The organism is Pseudomonas sp. SWRI111, assembly GCF_014268555.1.
GTDB classification, from domain to species: Bacteria; Pseudomonadota; Gammaproteobacteria; order Pseudomonadales; family Pseudomonadaceae; genus Aquipseudomonas; species Aquipseudomonas hamedanensis.
This window is the reverse complement of record NZ_JABWQQ010000007.1, coordinates 35879-51495: the sequence shown is the minus strand read 5'-3', so window position 1 is coordinate 51495 and position 15617 is coordinate 35879. Positions and strand designations below refer to the sequence as shown.

Annotated in this window: 15 protein-coding genes; 5 read left to right on the top strand and 10 right to left on the bottom strand. The window is 61.9% G+C overall.

The genetic code is table 11. The features are described 5' to 3' along the window. Positions 1–31: 31 nt before the first annotated feature. Positions 32–502, top strand: a complete 471-nt coding sequence (locus tag HU755_RS10840; protein WP_186632361.1) for a prepilin peptidase — start codon at positions 32–34, stop codon at positions 500–502. Positions 503–620: 118 nt separating this feature from the next. Next, positions 621–1397, top strand: coding sequence for a response regulator (locus HU755_RS10835; RefSeq protein ID WP_186632358.1), 777 nt, complete (start codon positions 621–623; stop codon positions 1395–1397). 838 nt (positions 1398–2235) lie between these two features. Here the strand turns inward: HU755_RS10835 and HU755_RS10830 are convergent. Genes HU755_RS10830 through cpaB form a run of 8 tightly spaced genes read right to left on the bottom strand, consistent with a single transcriptional unit; the run spans position 2236 to position 9684 of the window. Then, a complete protein-coding gene (locus HU755_RS10830; RefSeq protein ID WP_186547449.1) occupies positions 2236–2508 on the bottom strand; it encodes a DUF3613 domain-containing protein in 273 nt (90 codons plus the stop codon). A gap of 10 nt (positions 2509–2518) precedes the next feature. Then, positions 2519–3241: a tetratricopeptide repeat protein gene (locus HU755_RS10825; RefSeq protein WP_186632355.1), complete on the bottom strand. Its 723-nt coding sequence runs from the start codon at positions 3239–3241 to the stop codon at positions 2519–2521. Between the two features lie 23 nt (positions 3242–3264). After that, entirely contained in the window at positions 3265–4149 is an 885-nt protein-coding gene (locus HU755_RS10820; protein WP_186632352.1) for a type II secretion system F family protein, read from the bottom strand. Position 4150: 1 nt separating this feature from the next. Continuing rightward, positions 4151–5035: a type II secretion system F family protein gene (locus HU755_RS10815; RefSeq protein WP_186632350.1), complete on the bottom strand. Its 885-nt coding sequence runs from the start codon at positions 5033–5035 to the stop codon at positions 4151–4153. A gap of 17 nt (positions 5036–5052) precedes the next feature. Next, the gene (locus tag HU755_RS10810; RefSeq protein WP_186547441.1) at positions 5053–6321 is read right to left on the bottom strand and encodes a CpaF family protein; all 1269 of its coding nucleotides are present in this window, start codon (positions 6319–6321) and stop codon (positions 5053–5055) included. Beyond that, positions 6318–7508 carry a pilus assembly protein gene (locus HU755_RS10805; RefSeq protein ID WP_186547440.1) on the bottom strand — a complete coding sequence of 397 codons (1191 nt, stop codon included), beginning with the start codon at positions 7506–7508 and terminating at the stop codon, positions 6318–6320. The genes HU755_RS10810 and HU755_RS10805 overlap by 4 nt, the downstream gene beginning before the upstream one ends. Continuing rightward, on the bottom strand, positions 7505–8722 hold the full coding sequence (locus HU755_RS10800) for a type II and III secretion system protein family protein (protein ID WP_186632347.1): 1218 nt from the start codon (positions 8720–8722) through the stop codon (positions 7505–7507). Before HU755_RS10800 ends, HU755_RS10805 begins: the two co-directional genes overlap by 4 nt. A gap of 20 nt (positions 8723–8742) precedes the next feature. Continuing rightward, positions 8743–9684 carry a Flp pilus assembly protein CpaB gene (cpaB, locus tag HU755_RS10795; RefSeq protein WP_186632344.1) on the bottom strand — a complete coding sequence of 314 codons (942 nt, stop codon included), beginning with the start codon at positions 9682–9684 and terminating at the stop codon, positions 8743–8745. 339 nt (positions 9685–10023) lie between these two features. On the opposite strand from cpaB, the gene HU755_RS10790 reads away from it, so the two are divergent. The 3 genes from HU755_RS10790 (at position 10024) to HU755_RS10780 (ending at position 11064) form a co-directional block, all read left to right on the top strand. Further along, on the top strand, positions 10024–10230 hold the full coding sequence (locus HU755_RS10790) for a Flp family type IVb pilin (RefSeq protein WP_186547706.1): 207 nt from the start codon (positions 10024–10026) through the stop codon (positions 10228–10230). A 121-nt stretch (positions 10231–10351) separates the two neighbouring features. After that, entirely contained in the window at positions 10352–10564 is a 213-nt protein-coding gene (locus HU755_RS10785) for a Flp family type IVb pilin (RefSeq protein WP_186632341.1), read from the top strand. A 71-nt stretch (positions 10565–10635) separates the two neighbouring features. Continuing rightward, on the top strand, positions 10636–11064 hold the full coding sequence (locus HU755_RS10780; RefSeq protein WP_186632338.1) for a response regulator: 429 nt from the start codon (positions 10636–10638) through the stop codon (positions 11062–11064). Between the two features lie 951 nt (positions 11065–12015). On the opposite strand, the gene HU755_RS10775 is transcribed toward HU755_RS10780, so the two are convergent. Together HU755_RS10775 and HU755_RS10770 are read right to left on the bottom strand one after the other, a co-directional pair. Next, positions 12016–13686 carry a ShlB/FhaC/HecB family hemolysin secretion/activation protein gene (locus HU755_RS10775; RefSeq protein WP_186632335.1) on the bottom strand — a complete coding sequence of 557 codons (1671 nt, stop codon included), beginning with the start codon at positions 13684–13686 and terminating at the stop codon, positions 12016–12018. A gap of 134 nt (positions 13687–13820) precedes the next feature. Beyond that, positions 13821–15395 (bottom strand): collagen-like triple helix repeat-containing protein, encoded by a 1575-nt coding sequence (locus HU755_RS10770; RefSeq protein ID WP_186632333.1) that lies wholly within the window; start codon positions 15393–15395, stop codon positions 13821–13823. Positions 15396–15617: the final 222 nt, after the last annotated feature.

The window sequence follows — 15617 nt, the reverse complement described above, 5'->3', positions numbered from 1 at the left end:
TCATTCAGCCAACACGGACGGTTTTTAGCGGATGCAGATTTTCTTCCTCCTGATTTGGCTGACACTTTGCGCTGTGCAAGACGCCCGGCAACGGCAAATTTCCAATGCCTGGACGTTCGGCGCAGGTGCCTTCGCGCTGGTCTGGCTACTGTCGACCGGCAACACCTGGCTTGGCGCTGACGCGGGGCAGGGCGGCTGGGCTTGTCTGATTGCGCTGGCGCTGACACTGCCCGGTTACGTCATGGGGCGCATGGGCGCCGGCGATGTGAAATTAATGACAGCTCTGGGTCTTGCGACGAACGGTCTGTTCATTCTCGGCGCGTTTATCGGTGCTGGCGTCGCGAGTCTGCTCTGGCTGCTGCTCGCGCCAAGAGTCTGGCTTCATTTGTCTCAAGGGCTTAGGCAGCGTTTGCGTCATCTTGCCCCGCATACGTCAAAAAAGCTGCCATTTGCACCCTTTGTGCTGGTCGGTGTGCTGCTTTCACTTCCCTGGATCCATTAATCGCCAGTTGCCACTAGTCCTATGTACATAGTCGGAAAGTGCGTCTAACTTCAGACGAGGTGATTACACCGCCAAAGTGCAGAAACCGTCAGCTTTGGCCCGAGCAAGGGAGTGGTTCGTGAACAAGCTAATCTCTGCAGTAAAAATTCTGGTTGTCGATGATCAATCGCTGATCGTTGAAGAACTCTGTGAATTTCTTGAAAGCAGTGGCTACCGTTGCGTGCCGTGTCATTCCAGTCAGCAGGCGATCGAGCGTTTCAGCGCGGATATGGAGATCGGGCTAGTGCTCAGCGATCTGCATATGCCGGACATGGACGGCATTCAGTTGATCCAGGCGTTGCAAAAGCTGGCCGGCCAGCATCGGGTGTTCGAGGCGATCATGCTCACCGGGCGAGCCGACAAGCAGGATGTGATCAAGGCGTTGCGGGCCGGGATTGCCGATTACTACCAGAAGCCGGTGGATCTGGATGAGCTGCTTGAAGGGGTCAAGCGCCAGGAGCTGGCTCTGCAGGAGCGACAAAAAAATCTGCACCTGGGGCATTTGAATCAGAAGTTGCAGTTCTTGTCCGAGTCGATTGATGACCTTTATCAGGATCTGGACAAGGTGCGTCGTCAGCCGGCGGCGGTGGTCAGTGACATGCTCGGCGGGGACGCGGCGCAGATGCCGGCGATCTTCGATCAGTTGTCGCCGCGCCAGCTTGATGTTGCGCGGCTGGTGGGCAAGGGGCAGACCAATTATCAGATTGCCTGTGAGTTGGGGATTACCGAGAACACGGTGAAGTTGTATGTGTCGCAGGTGTTGCGGTTGACGCATATGCATAATCGGACGCAGTTGGCGCTGGCCTTGTCGCCCGGTGCTGCTTCTGTGCGTGAGGTTCGGGTGACGGCGCATTGACTTGGCGGCCTTTGGGCCGGCCATGTTATTTGGGGTTTGGGGGGCATATCCGTTGCTGCGGTAACGGCTGCTCAGGGTTCCGCCCTTACGGCGGGTGACTTTGGGGGCCCAAAGTAACCAAAGGCCTTTTGCCCTGACGTGCGGCCCCTCGCTGTGGCTCGGGGTGCCTTCGCTGCGGGATCGATCCGGGCGCAGCGTCTCCGGTTTGCTTCGCTGCACCTCCTCTCGCTGTGTACGACTTCGTCGTACGGTCGCTGCGCTCCCACGCCCGGATCAATCCCTCCGCTCAGCCTTCCGACGGGCGCCGTGCATCAAGATCAAGAGCGTTACTCGAGCTAACGCTCATTGTGCTGAGTGGTGAGAAGCAAAAGCGGTACTTGAGCTAACGCTCATTGTGTTGAGTGGTGAGAAGCAAAAGCGGTACTCGAGCTAACGCTCATTGTGTTGAGTGGTTAGAAGCCAACATGCTTTGCTTTCGACTTTGCTTTTGCTTTTGCTTTTCTGTGGGAGCGAGCCTGCTCGCGAAGACGTCCGACCAGCCGCCTCATTTCCATCAGATTCACCCAATCCCAACTGTGGGAGCTGGCTTGCCAGCGAAGGCGGCCTGCCAGCCGACCCATTTCCTCCTGACCCACCACAACCCCACTGTGGGAGCGAGCCTGCTCGCGATGACGGCCGACCAGCCGCCTCATCTCCATCAGGACTCACCCAATCCGACTGTGGGAGCTGGCTTGCCAGCGAAGGCGTCCTGCCAGCCGCCCCATTTCCTCCTGACCCACCACAACCCCACTGTGGGAGTGAGCCTGCTCGCGAAGGCTGCCCCAAAGGCACCGAAAAACTAATTCTTGCTCTCGATCTTCCCCCCCGCATCCGGGTCATAAAAATCCGGAATTTCGTATTGGTATTTCTTCAGCCAGCGCTGCATCGCCAGTTCGCGTTCGGTAGCGGTGGCGCTTTGGGGGTTGGCGGAGGCGGCTTTGTTGCGGCTTTGCAGGAGGAGCCAGCCTTCGGTTTCCTGTTGTTGCGCCGAGGCCGGGCCGGCGTCGATGGCGTGGGTGTTCAGGGGCAAGGTGAGCAGGGTGAGGTAGCACAGGCCTTTGAGGGTGTTCATGGCGGGCTCCTTATTTGACCGACGGCGGCAGCGGGTCGATGACGGCTGCGACTTGATCGCCGGGCGCTGCTTTGGCGTTGATTGGGGTTTTCAGTTTTTCTGCGCGTTGCCGGGCTTCGGTGAATTGTTCGGGGGTCAGTTTCGAGCGGCTGACGATTTCGGCGGCTTGCTGCCAGTTGTTCTGGTATAGCAGCAAAGTGACCATGTTCAGCGTCGCCAATTGATTGTCCTGGGTGAGTTCGATGGCGGTGAGGAATTCGAATCGGGCCTCGTTCAGGCGCAGTTGGTTGAGGTAGACCACGCCCAGGTCGTTGCGGATTTTTTCGTCGGTCGGGGCCAGGCGTACGGCGCGTTGCAAGTGGGCCTGGGCCTGGCCGTTGTCGCCGCGGGCGGCGTAGAGTTGGCCCAGGCCGTGTTCGGCCTGGGCGGTCAGGCAGCCGCCGAGCAGGCTGCGGTAGAGCGGCTCGGCTTCGCTGCGGCCGAGCAGGCGATAGACCTTGGCTTTGCGCAGGCGTACTTCGCTGAGGTTGTCTGGCAGGCTTTGCAGGTTGGCGAGGCTGGCGTGGAGTTTGCCGTCGTTGGCCAGATCGTCCGCCAGGTTCAGGGCCAGTTCTTGCTCCGAGGTCAGTTTGCTGCAACTGGCCGGCGACAGCAGAGAGGTCCACGGTGCCTGGCCATCGGTGGCGCAGCCGCCGAGCAGCAACAGGCTTGCGACGATTATCAGTAGTTTCATCAAGCGCTCTCCATGAGCCAGCGTCAGTTTGCAAACGCCCGGGTGATTGCGGTGAAGCCCGGGCCGGCCAGTACGATCAGCAGGGCTGGAAACAGAAACAGCATCATCACTACCGACATCTTCGCCGACATTTTCGAGATGTATTCCTGCAAGCGAGTCAGGCGTCGGTCGTCCAGCAGTTGCTTGAGCGCGAGCAACGATTTCATGGCACCGCCGCCCTGGTGGATCAACTGGTGGAGGATGACGCAGGTGTCGGTGAATTCGTCGACGGCGAGCATCACCGCGGTCTTGTGCAATTCCTGTCCCAGTTCCAGGCCCGAGTCGACCCGGGTCAGCAACAGGCGCAGTTCGCGGGTCAGTTCCGGCAGCAGTTTGTGTCCTTCGGTGCTGAGCACGCGCAGGGCTTGTTCGACGGCCATGCCGGATTCGAAAAGGATGCGCAGCAGCGGGATAAACGTGGAAATCTCCACCGCGATGGTTTTCTGCCGGCGTGCGGCGGCATAGGCCAGTATGCGTTTGGGCAGCAAATAGCCGCCCCCGGCGGCGAACATCGGCGCCAGCCAGCGATGGGTTGCCTGGGGGAAAAACACTTCTTGCAGAAAGATCGCCAGTCCCAGCGCCAGTAATGGCGTGCCGATCTGGCAGGCGGCGAACAGTGCGCGCTCGTTGGCGCGCCGCCAGCCGAGGCGGCTGAGCAGGGTCTGGGTTTCGCTGTCGATGCTCACCGAACGCTGGCCGAAGCGGCTGTTGCCCAGTGCCCGCAGCCAGTGGCCGAAGCGGTTTTCGCGCACCAGTTGCCCTTGCAGGCGCAGGCTGATCTGACGGGCGCGGCGGCGTTCGGTCAGCCAGTGATTGCCCGCCAGCAGCAGGGCACCGAGCAGCAGCAGGAGGGCGGCGAGCCAGACCATCTCAGACGCTCCGCAACATGCGCCACAGCGCCAGACTGCCGAACACTTGCAAGCTCGCGGCAGTGAGCAGCATGGTCTGGCCGCCGGAGTCGTTCCACATGCCCAGCATGTAGCCGGGGTTGGTCAGCATGAAATAGCTGACCAGGATCAACGGCAGCGAACCCAGCACCCAGGCGGTCATGCGTGTTTCGCCGGTCAGGGCGCGCAGTTGGCGTGCGCCCTGGTCGCGTTCGCGGATCAGTTTGATCAAGTTCTCCAACAGCTCGCTGGCGTTGCCGCCGTAGCGGTGGTTGACCTTCAGGCCCAGGGCGAACATGCGCAGTTCGTCCTGCTCGTAGAGTTCGGCAAAGTCACTGATCGCATCCGGCAGGTTGACGCCCAGTTGCACGTTGCGCTGCACCCGGCCCATGGCAGTTTTCAGCGGGTCCTCGCTGGCTTCGATGGCGCCCAGCACCGCGTCACTGAGGGTGCGCCCGGACTTGAGACTGCGCACGGTGTGGTCGAGCAATTGCGGCAGTTGCTCGATCATGCGTTTGATCCGGCGCTGATAGCGGATGGCGATGTACACCCGCAAGGCCACTGGCGGGGCGATGAGCATGATCAGCAGCCCGGCCCAACTGGCGGTTAAAAACCCCAGGCCCATCGCCAAGGCCCACAGGCTCAGCCACACACCCAAACGCTCGCTCGGGCGCCCAAGGCCGGCGCGCAAAAACATCCGTTCAAGGCCGACCCGCTTGGGCTGTTCGCCGTTCAGTTGCGGTTGACCGGCGGCCAGTCGGCTGAGGACTTTTTCCGTCGCCGTCTTGCGCAGACCCTGCACAAAGAGATGGATCGACAGCCCGAGCAAGACCAGGCAAAGGGCGATCAGTACAAGCGGTCCCAGCATCTGCGAGCTCCTTGTCGTCAGCCCAGGTGGGTGTCTTGGCGCAACTTGGCGCCGGCCGGATTGACCGCTTCGCGCAGGAAGCCGAAACCCGTGCGGCGGTCGAGGCGGAACAGGGTGTTGGTGACGTAGACGTCTTCGCGGATGCCGACCACTTCCACCACTTCGCTGACGCAGCGGCGGCCGTCGGGCATGCGCGTCAACTGGATGATCACATCGAGGGCGGCGCAGATCATCTGGCGCAGGGTGCGTTCGGCGATCGAGCGTCCGGTCAGGCCGACCAGGGTTTCCAGGCGCAGCAAGGCATCCTGGGCATTGTTGGCGTGCACGGTGCTCATCGAGCCGTCATGGCCGGTGTTCATGGCCGTGAGCACATCGACGACTTCGACGCCGCGGATTTCGCCGAGGATGATCCGGTCGGGACGCATGCGCAGGGCGTTGCGGATCAGGTCGCTGGCCTTCACTTCGCCGTGGCCTTCGGCATTCGGCGGACGGGTTTCCAGGCGCACGACGTGAGGGTGGCCCAGTTGCAGTTCGGCGACGTCTTCGATGGTGACCAGACGCTCGTGAGGATTGATCAACTGGCTGAGAATATTCAGCAACGTGGTCTTGCCGGTACCGGTGCCGCCGCTGATTAAAATGTTGCAGCGCTTGCCAACGGCGTCCTGCAGAAACTCGAAGATCGCCAGATCGATGGTCTGCATGGCCATCAGGTCGGTGCTTTTGAGCATGTCCTTGCGAAACTTGCGAATCGACAGGCACGGCCCGTCCAGGGCAATCGGCGGGATGATCGCGTTGACCCGGCTACCGTCGGGCAGGCGCGCGTCGACCATCGGCGAAGATTCATCGAGGCGCCGTCCCAGCGGCGCGAGGATGCGCTGCATGACCCGCTCGACGTGGTGCGCATCGATAAAGCGCAGGTCGCTCTGGTGCAGCACGCCGTCGCGCTCGATGAACACCCGGTGCGGACCGTTGACCAGAATTTCCGTCACCGACGGGTCGCGCAGCAACACTTCCAGCGGGCCGAAACCGGTGAGTTCGTCGACGATTTCCTCGCCCAGTCGCTCCATTTCGTAGCGGGAGATCGCCAGGTGGAGGCGGGCGATGTATTCGGCGACCTTGTCGGTGACGAAGTGCGCCAGTTGCGGGCGCGCGCCTTCCAGCAGGTTTTTCCCCGACTCTTCGATGGCGTCGATGATGTAGCGATGCAGAACCAGCTTCAGGCCCTCGTGATCGGTGTTGCCGATCGCACCGCGCGGCGTCGAGCCAAACAGTTTTTCTGCGCTCATGAGTTGCCTCGCAGACGATCGAACCAGGTCACCTTCGGTTTGCTCAAGCCTTCGGAGCGTTTGGCCAGGCGTTCGCCGAGGGTGCGCAGGCTCTGGGTGAGTTTTTCCCGCGGGGCCAGTTCGAACAGGCTCACGCCCTGGTTTTTTGCGTTCAGGCGCACTTCCGGATTGAAGGCGAGCACCGCAAATACCTCCAGATTAAAGGTCTTGCCGAGGGTTTCTGAATCGGGGGCGACGTGGCTCAGATAGCGGTCGATCAGCAGTCGCCCGTGCTCGAGCTTCATGCCTTTTTCGCGCCACAGGTTGAGCACCGCGAGGTTGCGCCGACAGTTGAGTACGTTCTGATCGGTGTACCACAGCAGCTTGTCGCAGTGGCTGACGAAGGTGCGCAACGCTTCGCTGTCCGCTTGCCCGGTGAGGTTCACCACGATGTGCTGAAAGTGCTGGCGCAGGGCGCTGAGCAGCATGTACAGCTCGGCGGCACTGGTGGTCTCCAGCGGCTCGTCGGTGCTCGCGTAGGCGAGGATGCGCAGGCCGTTGTCGGCGCTGGTAAAAGCGCTGTCGATCAGCGTGGCGTCGAGGCGGCGCAAGTGGCGCAAGGCATCGCCGAAGTGAAACGAACTTTCCAGGCCCAGCAGCGCGAGACTGTCGCCGCGGGGCAGGCCGAGATCGAGCAGCAGCGTTTGCTGGCCGCTTTGCTGGACCACCATCGCCATGTGATTGGCGAGCAAGGCGCCGTCCGAGCTGCTCTGCACTCCGTACAGGACGGTGAGGCCACCCAACTGCGCGTTCGGCGCGACCGCCGGCAACCTTTTGCTCAGACGCCGCACCAGCCCGGCGACCTCACTGGAACGTGAGCCGTAGGCGACAAAATCCCGCGCGCCGGCGCGCATCGCGTTCAGCACAAGCTGATTGTCCATGCCGTCGCCCAGAGCGACGATCGCCAGCATCGGCTTGGCTTCCAGCGCACCTTCGATCAGCGCGCTCTGGGCCACGATATGCTCGCGGTCGAGACCGACGAAGACCAAATGGGCGAACGTCACATCGACCAGCGCCAGCAGTTCGTCAAGGCTGCCGGCACCGGCGCTGACCACTTGGCCCAGCGGCGCGAGGGCACTTTGCAGCCACTCCAGATCGGTGCTGTTGCGGGTGATGGCGAGGAAGGTCTGGCTCAGGTTCTGGTTCATTGGGACAACCCGCTGCGCTTGTCGAAATTACCGTTTTCGAGGAAAAACATGCGGTAGAAGTTGGGGTCGTAGTTACGCAGTTTTTCCCCCGGTAACGACGGCAGTTGCGCATCGGCGGCCAGCGGGTGCACCAGATGCGGAGTGACGATCATCAACAGTTCACGTTCTTCGCGCTTGATTTGCGACCCCTTGAAAAACGCACCCAGCACCGGAATGTCGCCCAGGCCGGGAAACTTGTTCACCTGCGAGCTGTTGGTGGTGCTGATCAAGCCGCTGATGACGAAGCTTTCGCCATCGCCCAGCGACACGCTGGTGTCGGTGCGGCGGATGGTCAGCGCCGGCACCGTGGTGCCGGCAATGTTCACCGCATTGGCAAAATCCAGTTCGCTGACTTCCGGGGCGACCTTCAGAGAGATGCGGTCACGGCCGATGATGGTTGGCGTGAGGGTCAGGCGGATGCCGAATTCCTTGTACTCGATCGACACACTGTCGCTGCCGGAACTGGGCACCGGAATCGGAATTTCACCTCCCGCGAGAAAACTTGCGCTCTGCCCGTTCAGCGCCACCAGACTGGGCCGCGCCAAGGTGTAGGCGAAGCCGCTGGTTTCCAGGGCATTGATGATCGCCATGGTCTTGCCGCCGATCCACGAGAAGTTGAACAACGAGTTGTCCACAGGCAGGCGCGGCTGCGGCACGCCGTCGACAGGCGGCAGCGTGCCGGGCGAGCCGAAGAGGAAATTGCCGCGGGTGCCGATCAGCGACGCGGTGGCTTCCTTGAGTTTGGTGCGGCTGACTTCGACGAAGCGAATGTCGGTCTGCACCTGGGACGGCAGGCTCGGATCGTCCGACGGTACGCGGCTGGTCAGGGCGCTGGTGGCGGCGCCCTGGACAAATACCATGGCCTGTTGCGGCTGCGCCGAGCACGCCGTCCAGACCATCAGGCTGGTTGCTCCCGGACCGACGCCGGTGAGCAGAAAGGACGCGCTGCCGTTGGCGTGCACGTCGGCAATTTTCGGATCACCGATCGCCAGACGAGTGATCGCCACCGGCGACTGCATATCCTGCTGAAAGCCCTCGCCGATCTCGATGACGGAAGGCAGTTGTCTGAGCGCCGCGCAATTGCCGACCGCCGCGAGCGCGACGTCCATCGACAGTCCCAGCAGCAACAAGGCCCGAAGTACAGATTTCACGGTCGGTCTGAGTCGACTCTGCATGCACTTGAATCCTTGCGCCGTCATGGGGTTTGCTGGCTGAGCTGGTTGCCGCGAATGATCTCCACCGCAGGCCTGGGTGCAGCGCTGGAAGTAGCGCTGGACGGTGTTTTCTGCGCGCCGGCCAAGGCCAGTTGGGTGAACTGGAAGAGTTGGCTGTTGGCTTTGTCGAACTGCCCGGGAGACTGGCTTTCGCCGGCCCAGTATTTGGCCAGGCGCTGCTCTTCGCTGCTGCGCACGGCCAGGCGTAACGTGCCGACCTGGGTCGCCAGCATCAGGCGGCTGAGGAGTTTTTCCGGCACCGCCAGCACCACGGTGCGCGCGGCAACCCGGCGTTGATCCTGTTTGATTTTTTCCTCGGCGTTCAAGGCCGGGGAGGCCGGCTGGCCGTCGTTGGTCAAGCCGTACTGATCACCGACGCCGAGCACGCGCAGGGCCGGGACCACGATTTGTGCCGACTGCTGCAGGTTGCTCGCATCCTCACGCAGGTAGAGCAGTACATCCACGTAGTCGCCCGGCAGCAGTTGTCCGGCGGCGCCGATCACTTCGTCGACGGCCACGGTCAAGGCGCGTTCGTCGCTGTGAATCATCCGCGCCAAGGCGCCGCCGGCCTGAAAACTTTCCTCGTTGAGCCAGGTGCCGGCGCGCAGGTGGCGCCAGGGTGTACGCCCGATGGCTTGGTCGACGCTGGCGAGGCTGCCGGCCGGTGCGCTGCGCAGTTTTTCCACGGCCACATCGGCGCCGGTCAGCGGGGTAAAGGGCGGCACATCGTGCAGCAGCACGACTACGGCCTGGCGGGTCTGGTCTTCGGCAATCGCGACAGTTTTTTCAAGGACGACGGCTGGCGCTGCGGGCACCTCGGCGACAGGGGCCGGTTGGCGGCTGAGGACCAGTCCCCAGTAACCGACGAAAACAGCACCGAGCAGCAGCAGCGCGGCAAGGCCCAAGGTGATGCGACTGTTCATGACGGCTCTCCCTTTCCTGCTGCACAACCCAACTGCATTTTGTTCGCGAGAGGAGTACTGATTCGGCAGCTATGAACATGCAACTATTTCGCTATTTCCAAGCTAGCTGATCCAAGCAAAAGCGCCATTAATGACAGGCAAATAACCCACCAAAGTATGGGGCTTGGCCAATTAACAGCAGGAAACGTCGCCGAAACGGTGGGATTAATGCTTTGTGACTAATCCGTTCTTACAGTTGTTGGGACGGGGTTTGTTGACAATGCTCAAGCAGCACGGTGGAACCTTGCCGCGGTAGTGTTGTCGGCGCCAGAGGCGCGAAGGAGTGGAGCTATGTTTGGTATGACTTTCGATTATCTGATGGCCCGGACCCGGACTTTCTGCAAAAGCGAAGAAGCTGCGTCGGCTATTGAATACGCAATCGTTGCGGCGATGGTGGCCGTGGTGGTTGTGGTGTTTGTAACGCCCATTGGCGCTAAGGTCCTGGCGATTTTCAACGCCATTCTGACCGAACTCGGTGGAACCGCCGAGGTCAGGCCTACGACGTGACACGAGGTTTCCCGTTCTTTTTCGATGCCTGAGCAGCCAGTGATACAAGGCCCGCGCAGGCATTGTCGAGGTCATTGGATTTCCGGTATCCGGCGGTCCACTGGCGCAAAGGAGAAATCTTATGCTCCTTGAATACCTGATCGCGCGCTGGCGCATGTTTCTGGTGAGTACCGAAGCGGCTTCGGCCATTGAATATGCAATTGTCGTCGCCATGGTGGCGGTGGTGGTTGTGGTGTTCATTACGCCGCTGGGTACCAAGGTTTTCGATATCTTCAACAGCGTGCTGGTGTCTCTCGGCGGCACCGCGCAGACGGCGCCGGTGCAGACACCCTGACGCGGCTGGCGCTCGCGCCTGGTCGATGGCGCGCTACACTTGGGGTTACTTTCAGTGTTCAGGGGTTGCCCATGAATTCTCGCTCGCTGCCGCGCCAGCAGTTGCTTCTGGTTGACGATGAAGAGGACGCGTTGCTGGAGTTGGCTGAGTTGCTGGAGGGTGAGGGGTTTGTGTGTCATACCGCGACGTCGGTGAAGCTGGCGTTGCATCTGCTGACCCGGCATCCGGATATTGCGTTGGTGATTACTGATTTGCGCATGCCGGAGGAGTCGGGCCTGTCGTTGATCAGGCGCTTGCGCGAGCACACGTCGCGCGAGCATTTGCCGGTGATTGTGATGTCGGGGCATGCGGATATGGAGGCTGTCAGCGACATGTTGCGGTTGCAGGTGCTGGATCTTTTTCGCAAGCCGATTTATCACGTGCGGTTGTTGGAGACTCTGGATAATCTGTTTCCCAAGCCTCGGGTTCAGGCCGGGTGGACTCGGCGGCCTTTGGGCTGACCGTGTTGTTGGGGTTTTGGGTGAATATCCGTTTTTTTTGGGGCTGCGGCTGGCGGTTTCGCCCTTACGGCGAGGCACTTTTTCCAGACGCCGAAAAAGTACCCAAAAAGGCTTGCTCCTGCGTTCGGCCCTCGCAGGCTCGGGTTCCTTCGCTGCGGGACCGATCCGGGCGCAGCGTCTCCGGTTTGCTTCGCTGCACCTCCTCTCGCTGTGTTTGGCTGCGCCAAACGGTCGCTGCGCTCCCACGCCCGGATCAATCCCTCCACTCAGCCTTCCGACGGGCGCTGTGCATCAAGATCAAGAGCGTTACTCGAGCTAACGCTCATTGTTGAGTGGGGCGGCTTCGCCGCGGGCAGCTGCGCTGCGTTGCTTTTCTGTGGGAGCGAGCCTGCTCGCGAAAGCGGCCTGACAGCCGACCTGTTTCTTGCTGGATGCACACGCTCAAAACTGTAGGAGTGAGCCTGCTCGCGATGGCGGCCTGACAGCCGACCTGAATCTTCCAGATGCACACCACTCCCCTGTGGGAGCGAGCCTGCTCGCGAAGGCGGCCTGACAGCCGACCTGTTTCTTGCTGGATGCACACGATCAAAACTGTAGGAGTGAGCCTGCTCGCGATGGCGGCCTGACAGCCGACCTGAGTCTTCCAGATGCACACCACTCCCCTGTGGGAGCGAGCCTGCTCGCGAATACGGCCTCACAGCCGACCTGTTTCTTGCAGGATGCACACGATCAAAACTGTAGGAGTGAGCCTGCTCGCGATGGCGGCCTGACAGCCAACCGATCTCTCCCAGATGTACATCAATCCTGTGGAACTGGCTTGCCAGCGATGGCGGCCTGTCAGCGCAATTAGTGTTTGCTGAATGGACGCTTTCGCTGGCAAGCCAGCTCCCACAGGGTTTTGCGGTGTTTCAGGAGTTGAGTACACCGCTTCCTCAGTCCCTCCGACAGTACCTACAATTGATAACTGAAACTGATGCTGTACCGCGGCTTGCGATTGAACGTGTCCAACGCTTCATCCGACATGGCCTTCGCCACTTCCAGCGCGACGTTGTAGTACTTGGCATCGCCGAACCTCAGGCCGACGGCGGTTGAGGACAGGTTGTTGGCCTGCACCGGCAGTTGGTTGAACCAGCTGCGCGAGCGGTCGAGCACCACGTAGGGTTGCAGGATGCGCAGCCAATTGCCGTCGCGGTTGAAACTGTAGTTGACCTCGTAGGCCACGCCCCAACCCTTGTCGCCCGAAGCCTGGTCGTCCGGGTAGCCGCGGCCGAAGTTTTGCCCGCCGAACACCGCTCGTTCGCTGTCTGGCAAGGTGTCGTCGCTCCAGTACAACGCTGCTGACAGCACGCCTTGCCAGTTGTCGAGGAACTTGTCGCTCTGCACGCCGGACAGGCGCACGCGGAAAAAATCCAGGTCGATGTCGTCGTAGTTGGTGTGCGCACCGAGGCTGTCGAAGCCCTGGTACACGCCAGCGCTGAGGATGCGCAACTGCCGGGCGTCAGCCTTGCGCCAGTCGCCTTCGAAGGCCAGGGCGCGGACGTCCGTGCGCAACTCGGTGCTGAAGGGAAAGTTGATGCCGTCGTAGCGTGTCTTGTCATCAACCGCATACAGGCGTGAGCCGGCGGTCAGCAGTTCGTTGGCGGAGGCGATCAGAGGCATGCTGAAGCCGATCGAGTAGCGATCGTTTTCGCGGTGGGTACTCAGGCGTCCGCCACCGCCCACCAGCACTTCAGTGTCGGGATCGGCGCGGTAACGTGAGGCCGAGACGTTGAGTTGCGTGCCCTCGGCGTCGAGGAACTGGCTGTAGTCGAGACGGTAGTAATGCTCTTTGTCATCTCCCGGCGGGAACAGGCCACTGAGGGTCAGTTGCTCGCCCATTGAAGTCTGCGAATTGCTGCTGATCCCGAGCAATGCCTGCGGGCCGTTGCGGTTGTCTTCGGTGGTGCTCAGGGTGCTGGTGAACGGTTTGCGGCTGGCCTGGGCGACCAGAGTGGTGGCGCCGTCGGTGGTGCCCGGTGGCGGCACTTGCGCTTGCAGCGTCACGCCGGGGATGCGGCTCATCAGCGTGGTATAGCGCTCGAATGTCTTGCGGGTCAGTGGGCGTTCGGCCTGGATTTTCGCCGCGAGTTTATCGAGCAGGCCTTTGACCCGGCCGACATCGCCCTGCATCTGGATATCGCGCACGTAGCCTTCCACCAGCACCACGCGGGCCACGCCGTCGTCGAAGTGCTGTTGTGGCAAAAACGCGTAGGACAACAGGTAGCCGTCCTGCTGATAGCGGCGGGTGATGTTGCGCGTGGCTTCGATCAGGTCGGCGAGGCTGGCCTGGCGACCGATCAGGGGTTTGTAGACTTCGGCCAGTTCATTGAGCGGATAGATCGTGCCGCCTTCGATCTGCACGGTCTTGAGATTGACCTTGGTCTCCAACAGCAAGGGCTGCGCGGCGGTCGCGCCGGGGTCCGGCACTTGTAGCGGCGCCGCACTCGGGCGATAGGCGTCGGCGGGCAGGTTGGGTACGGGCAGGTTGCGGGTGGTTTCGTTGCTGTTGAGGAAGCTGGGCAAGGTGTCGGCGAGGGCAGCGGAACTGAGGCTCAGGCACAGCAGGGATGCCAGTACGCGCATAGGACACTCCATGGTCAGGGCACAGCATTGGGCTGACTTTTCCTAAGAAAAAAGGCGGAAGACTCGTGGGAATCTTCCGCCCTCAACCAAGCGTAGGCGCTGTAGGTAAGGCCGTCGAATCGGCCAGGTGCAATTTAGCGTTGAGTTCCACCCAGCGCGCCGGTCAGGCCGCCGAGCACACCGCCCAGACCGCCGGTTGTACCGCCAGTGGCAGTGCCGCTGTTGACCAGGCCACCGACCGCCGCCACGGTGCCCCCGACGTTCGTGACCAGACCTCCAACCGCAGTGGTGACCGGGTTGTTCGTGGCGGCAATGGCGCCGCCGAGGCTGCTGACCGCTCCGCCCACTTGACCTGTGAGGCCTGCGACGGGCGTGCCGAGACCGGTCGCGGCGCCGACTTGTTGAGTCACGGTTGTCACTGCGCTGGTCACCGGATTCAGGCCGGCACCGAGAGCGGCACCCACGGTTGCCAATGGCGAAGTGGTTGCAGTGATCGGCGTACCCGAGCCGCCGAGTACGGTGTTGAGGGAGGCGATGGTGTTGCCCAGGCCGCCAGCGGTGACGCCGCCGGCACTGACCACGCCGCTGGTGCTGCCGGCATTCAGGCCGCTGCCGACGTTGACCACCGCGCCGCCGACGGTTTGCAGCAGGCCGGTGCCACCGAGACCGCCGCCAATTCCGCCAGTGCCGGAGCCAGTGCCGTTGGACACCAGACCGCCCGCTTTGCCGACCGCGGTGCCGGTATTGGCCAGCGCGCCGCCGAGGGTGTTGGTCAGGGCATTGCCGTTGCCGGCCACGGTGACCTTGCCGCCGAGGCCGTTCACGGTGCCGCCGACTTTCGAAATCACCCCTTTGAGCGGATCACCCAGGCCTGTGGCATCGCCGAGTTTGTCGGTGGTGCTTTCGACCATGGCAATCACCGGCACCAGCCCGCTGCCGACCTTGTTCGTCAACTGGCTGGTCGGGCCGTTGCTGAGGGTGGTGTTGAGGGTATCGCCAAGCATGGTGACTTTGACGCCGACACCATCGAGTACCGGCGCGACTCTGGTGACCACGCCACCGACCACCGGAACGCTGCCGGTAGCCGTCGCCAGCTTGCCGCTGAGGTCGGGCACGCCGTCGCCGACATCCGAAACCACGCCGCCGACCGAAGCCACGGTAGTGGTCAGACCTTTAGGGTCTGTGGCCAGTTTGCCGATGCCGTTGGTGACGCCATCGCCGAGTGTGCTGACGACGTTACCGGCTGTGTTGGCCGCGCTTTGTACGACGCCGCCCACCACCGGGACGGTGCTCAGGGAATCACCGATCTGGCCGACGCCATCACCGACACCGCTGACGGTTTTGCCGACGTCCTGCACCAGCGTGGTGGTGACCAGCGAAGGGGCGGTCGGATTGGTCGGGTTGGTTGGATCGGTCGGGTCTGTCGGGTTGGTTGGATTGGTCGGATCGGTGCCGCCGCCAGTCCCCCCGGTGCCACCGCCAGTTCCGCCAGTGCCCCCGGTTCCGCCAGTGCCTGCGGTATCACCCCCTGTTGTTCCACCGGAACCATCGGTACCACCAGTACCTCCGGTGCCCGCCGTGCCGTCGGCGGTCGAGCTGCTCGGGGTGCTGCGATGGCCGCCACCGCCGCTGCTGCAGCCGGCGAGGCCGACAGAAAGAATCAAGGCCAGAGCGATTGCTGATTTGGACCACATCACTTGAGTTTTCATGATTGAGATTCCTGCACCTGTCACAACGTTACGTTGCCTTCGATGGCCCGCCGATCTGTCGTCGGCGATGCCTCGTCCGTGGCTGTAATCTCAGGCGATGGCAGGTTTTGCACCATTCTCAAGTTGGTATTAACCCGTTTATATAGAGGGCCCGGCGCAATGCCGAAGGACTAATGCCCAGGTGATAAACGGGCAAAAAAAAGCCTTGAAATTCAAGGCTCG

Excerpts from the sequence above, each read along its gene's own strand:
- HU755_RS10840 (WP_186632361.1), top strand. The coding sequence starts at position 32 with ATGCAGATTTTCTTCCTCCTGATTTGGCTGACACTTTGCGCTGTGCAA.
- HU755_RS10830 (WP_186547449.1), bottom strand. The coding sequence starts at position 2,508 with ATGAACACCCTCAAAGGCCTGTGCTACCTCACCCTGCTCACCTTGCCC.
- HU755_RS10825 (WP_186632355.1), bottom strand. The coding sequence starts at position 3,241 with ATGAAACTACTGATAATCGTCGCAAGCCTGTTGCTGCTCGGCGGCTGC.
- HU755_RS10820 (WP_186632352.1), bottom strand. The coding sequence starts at position 4,149 with ATGGTCTGGCTCGCCGCCCTCCTGCTGCTGCTCGGTGCCCTGCTGCTG.
- HU755_RS10815 (WP_186632350.1), bottom strand. The coding sequence starts at position 5,035 with ATGCTGGGACCGCTTGTACTGATCGCCCTTTGCCTGGTCTTGCTCGGG.
- HU755_RS10810 (WP_186547441.1), bottom strand. The coding sequence starts at position 6,321 with ATGAGCGCAGAAAAACTGTTTGGCTCGACGCCGCGCGGTGCGATCGGC.
- HU755_RS10805 (WP_186547440.1), bottom strand. The coding sequence starts at position 7,508 with ATGAACCAGAACCTGAGCCAGACCTTCCTCGCCATCACCCGCAACAGC.
- HU755_RS10800 (WP_186632347.1), bottom strand. The coding sequence starts at position 8,722 with ATGCAGAGTCGACTCAGACCGACCGTGAAATCTGTACTTCGGGCCTTG.
- cpaB (WP_186632344.1), bottom strand. The coding sequence starts at position 9,684 with ATGAACAGTCGCATCACCTTGGGCCTTGCCGCGCTGCTGCTGCTCGGT.
- HU755_RS10790 (WP_186547706.1), top strand. The coding sequence starts at position 10,024 with ATGACTTTCGATTATCTGATGGCCCGGACCCGGACTTTCTGCAAAAGC.
- HU755_RS10785 (WP_186632341.1), top strand. The coding sequence starts at position 10,352 with ATGCTCCTTGAATACCTGATCGCGCGCTGGCGCATGTTTCTGGTGAGT.
- HU755_RS10780 (WP_186632338.1), top strand. The coding sequence starts at position 10,636 with ATGAATTCTCGCTCGCTGCCGCGCCAGCAGTTGCTTCTGGTTGACGAT.
- HU755_RS10775 (WP_186632335.1), bottom strand. The coding sequence starts at position 13,686 with ATGCGCGTACTGGCATCCCTGCTGTGCCTGAGCCTCAGTTCCGCTGCC.
- HU755_RS10770 (WP_186632333.1), bottom strand. The coding sequence starts at position 15,395 with ATGAAAACTCAAGTGATGTGGTCCAAATCAGCAATCGCTCTGGCCTTG.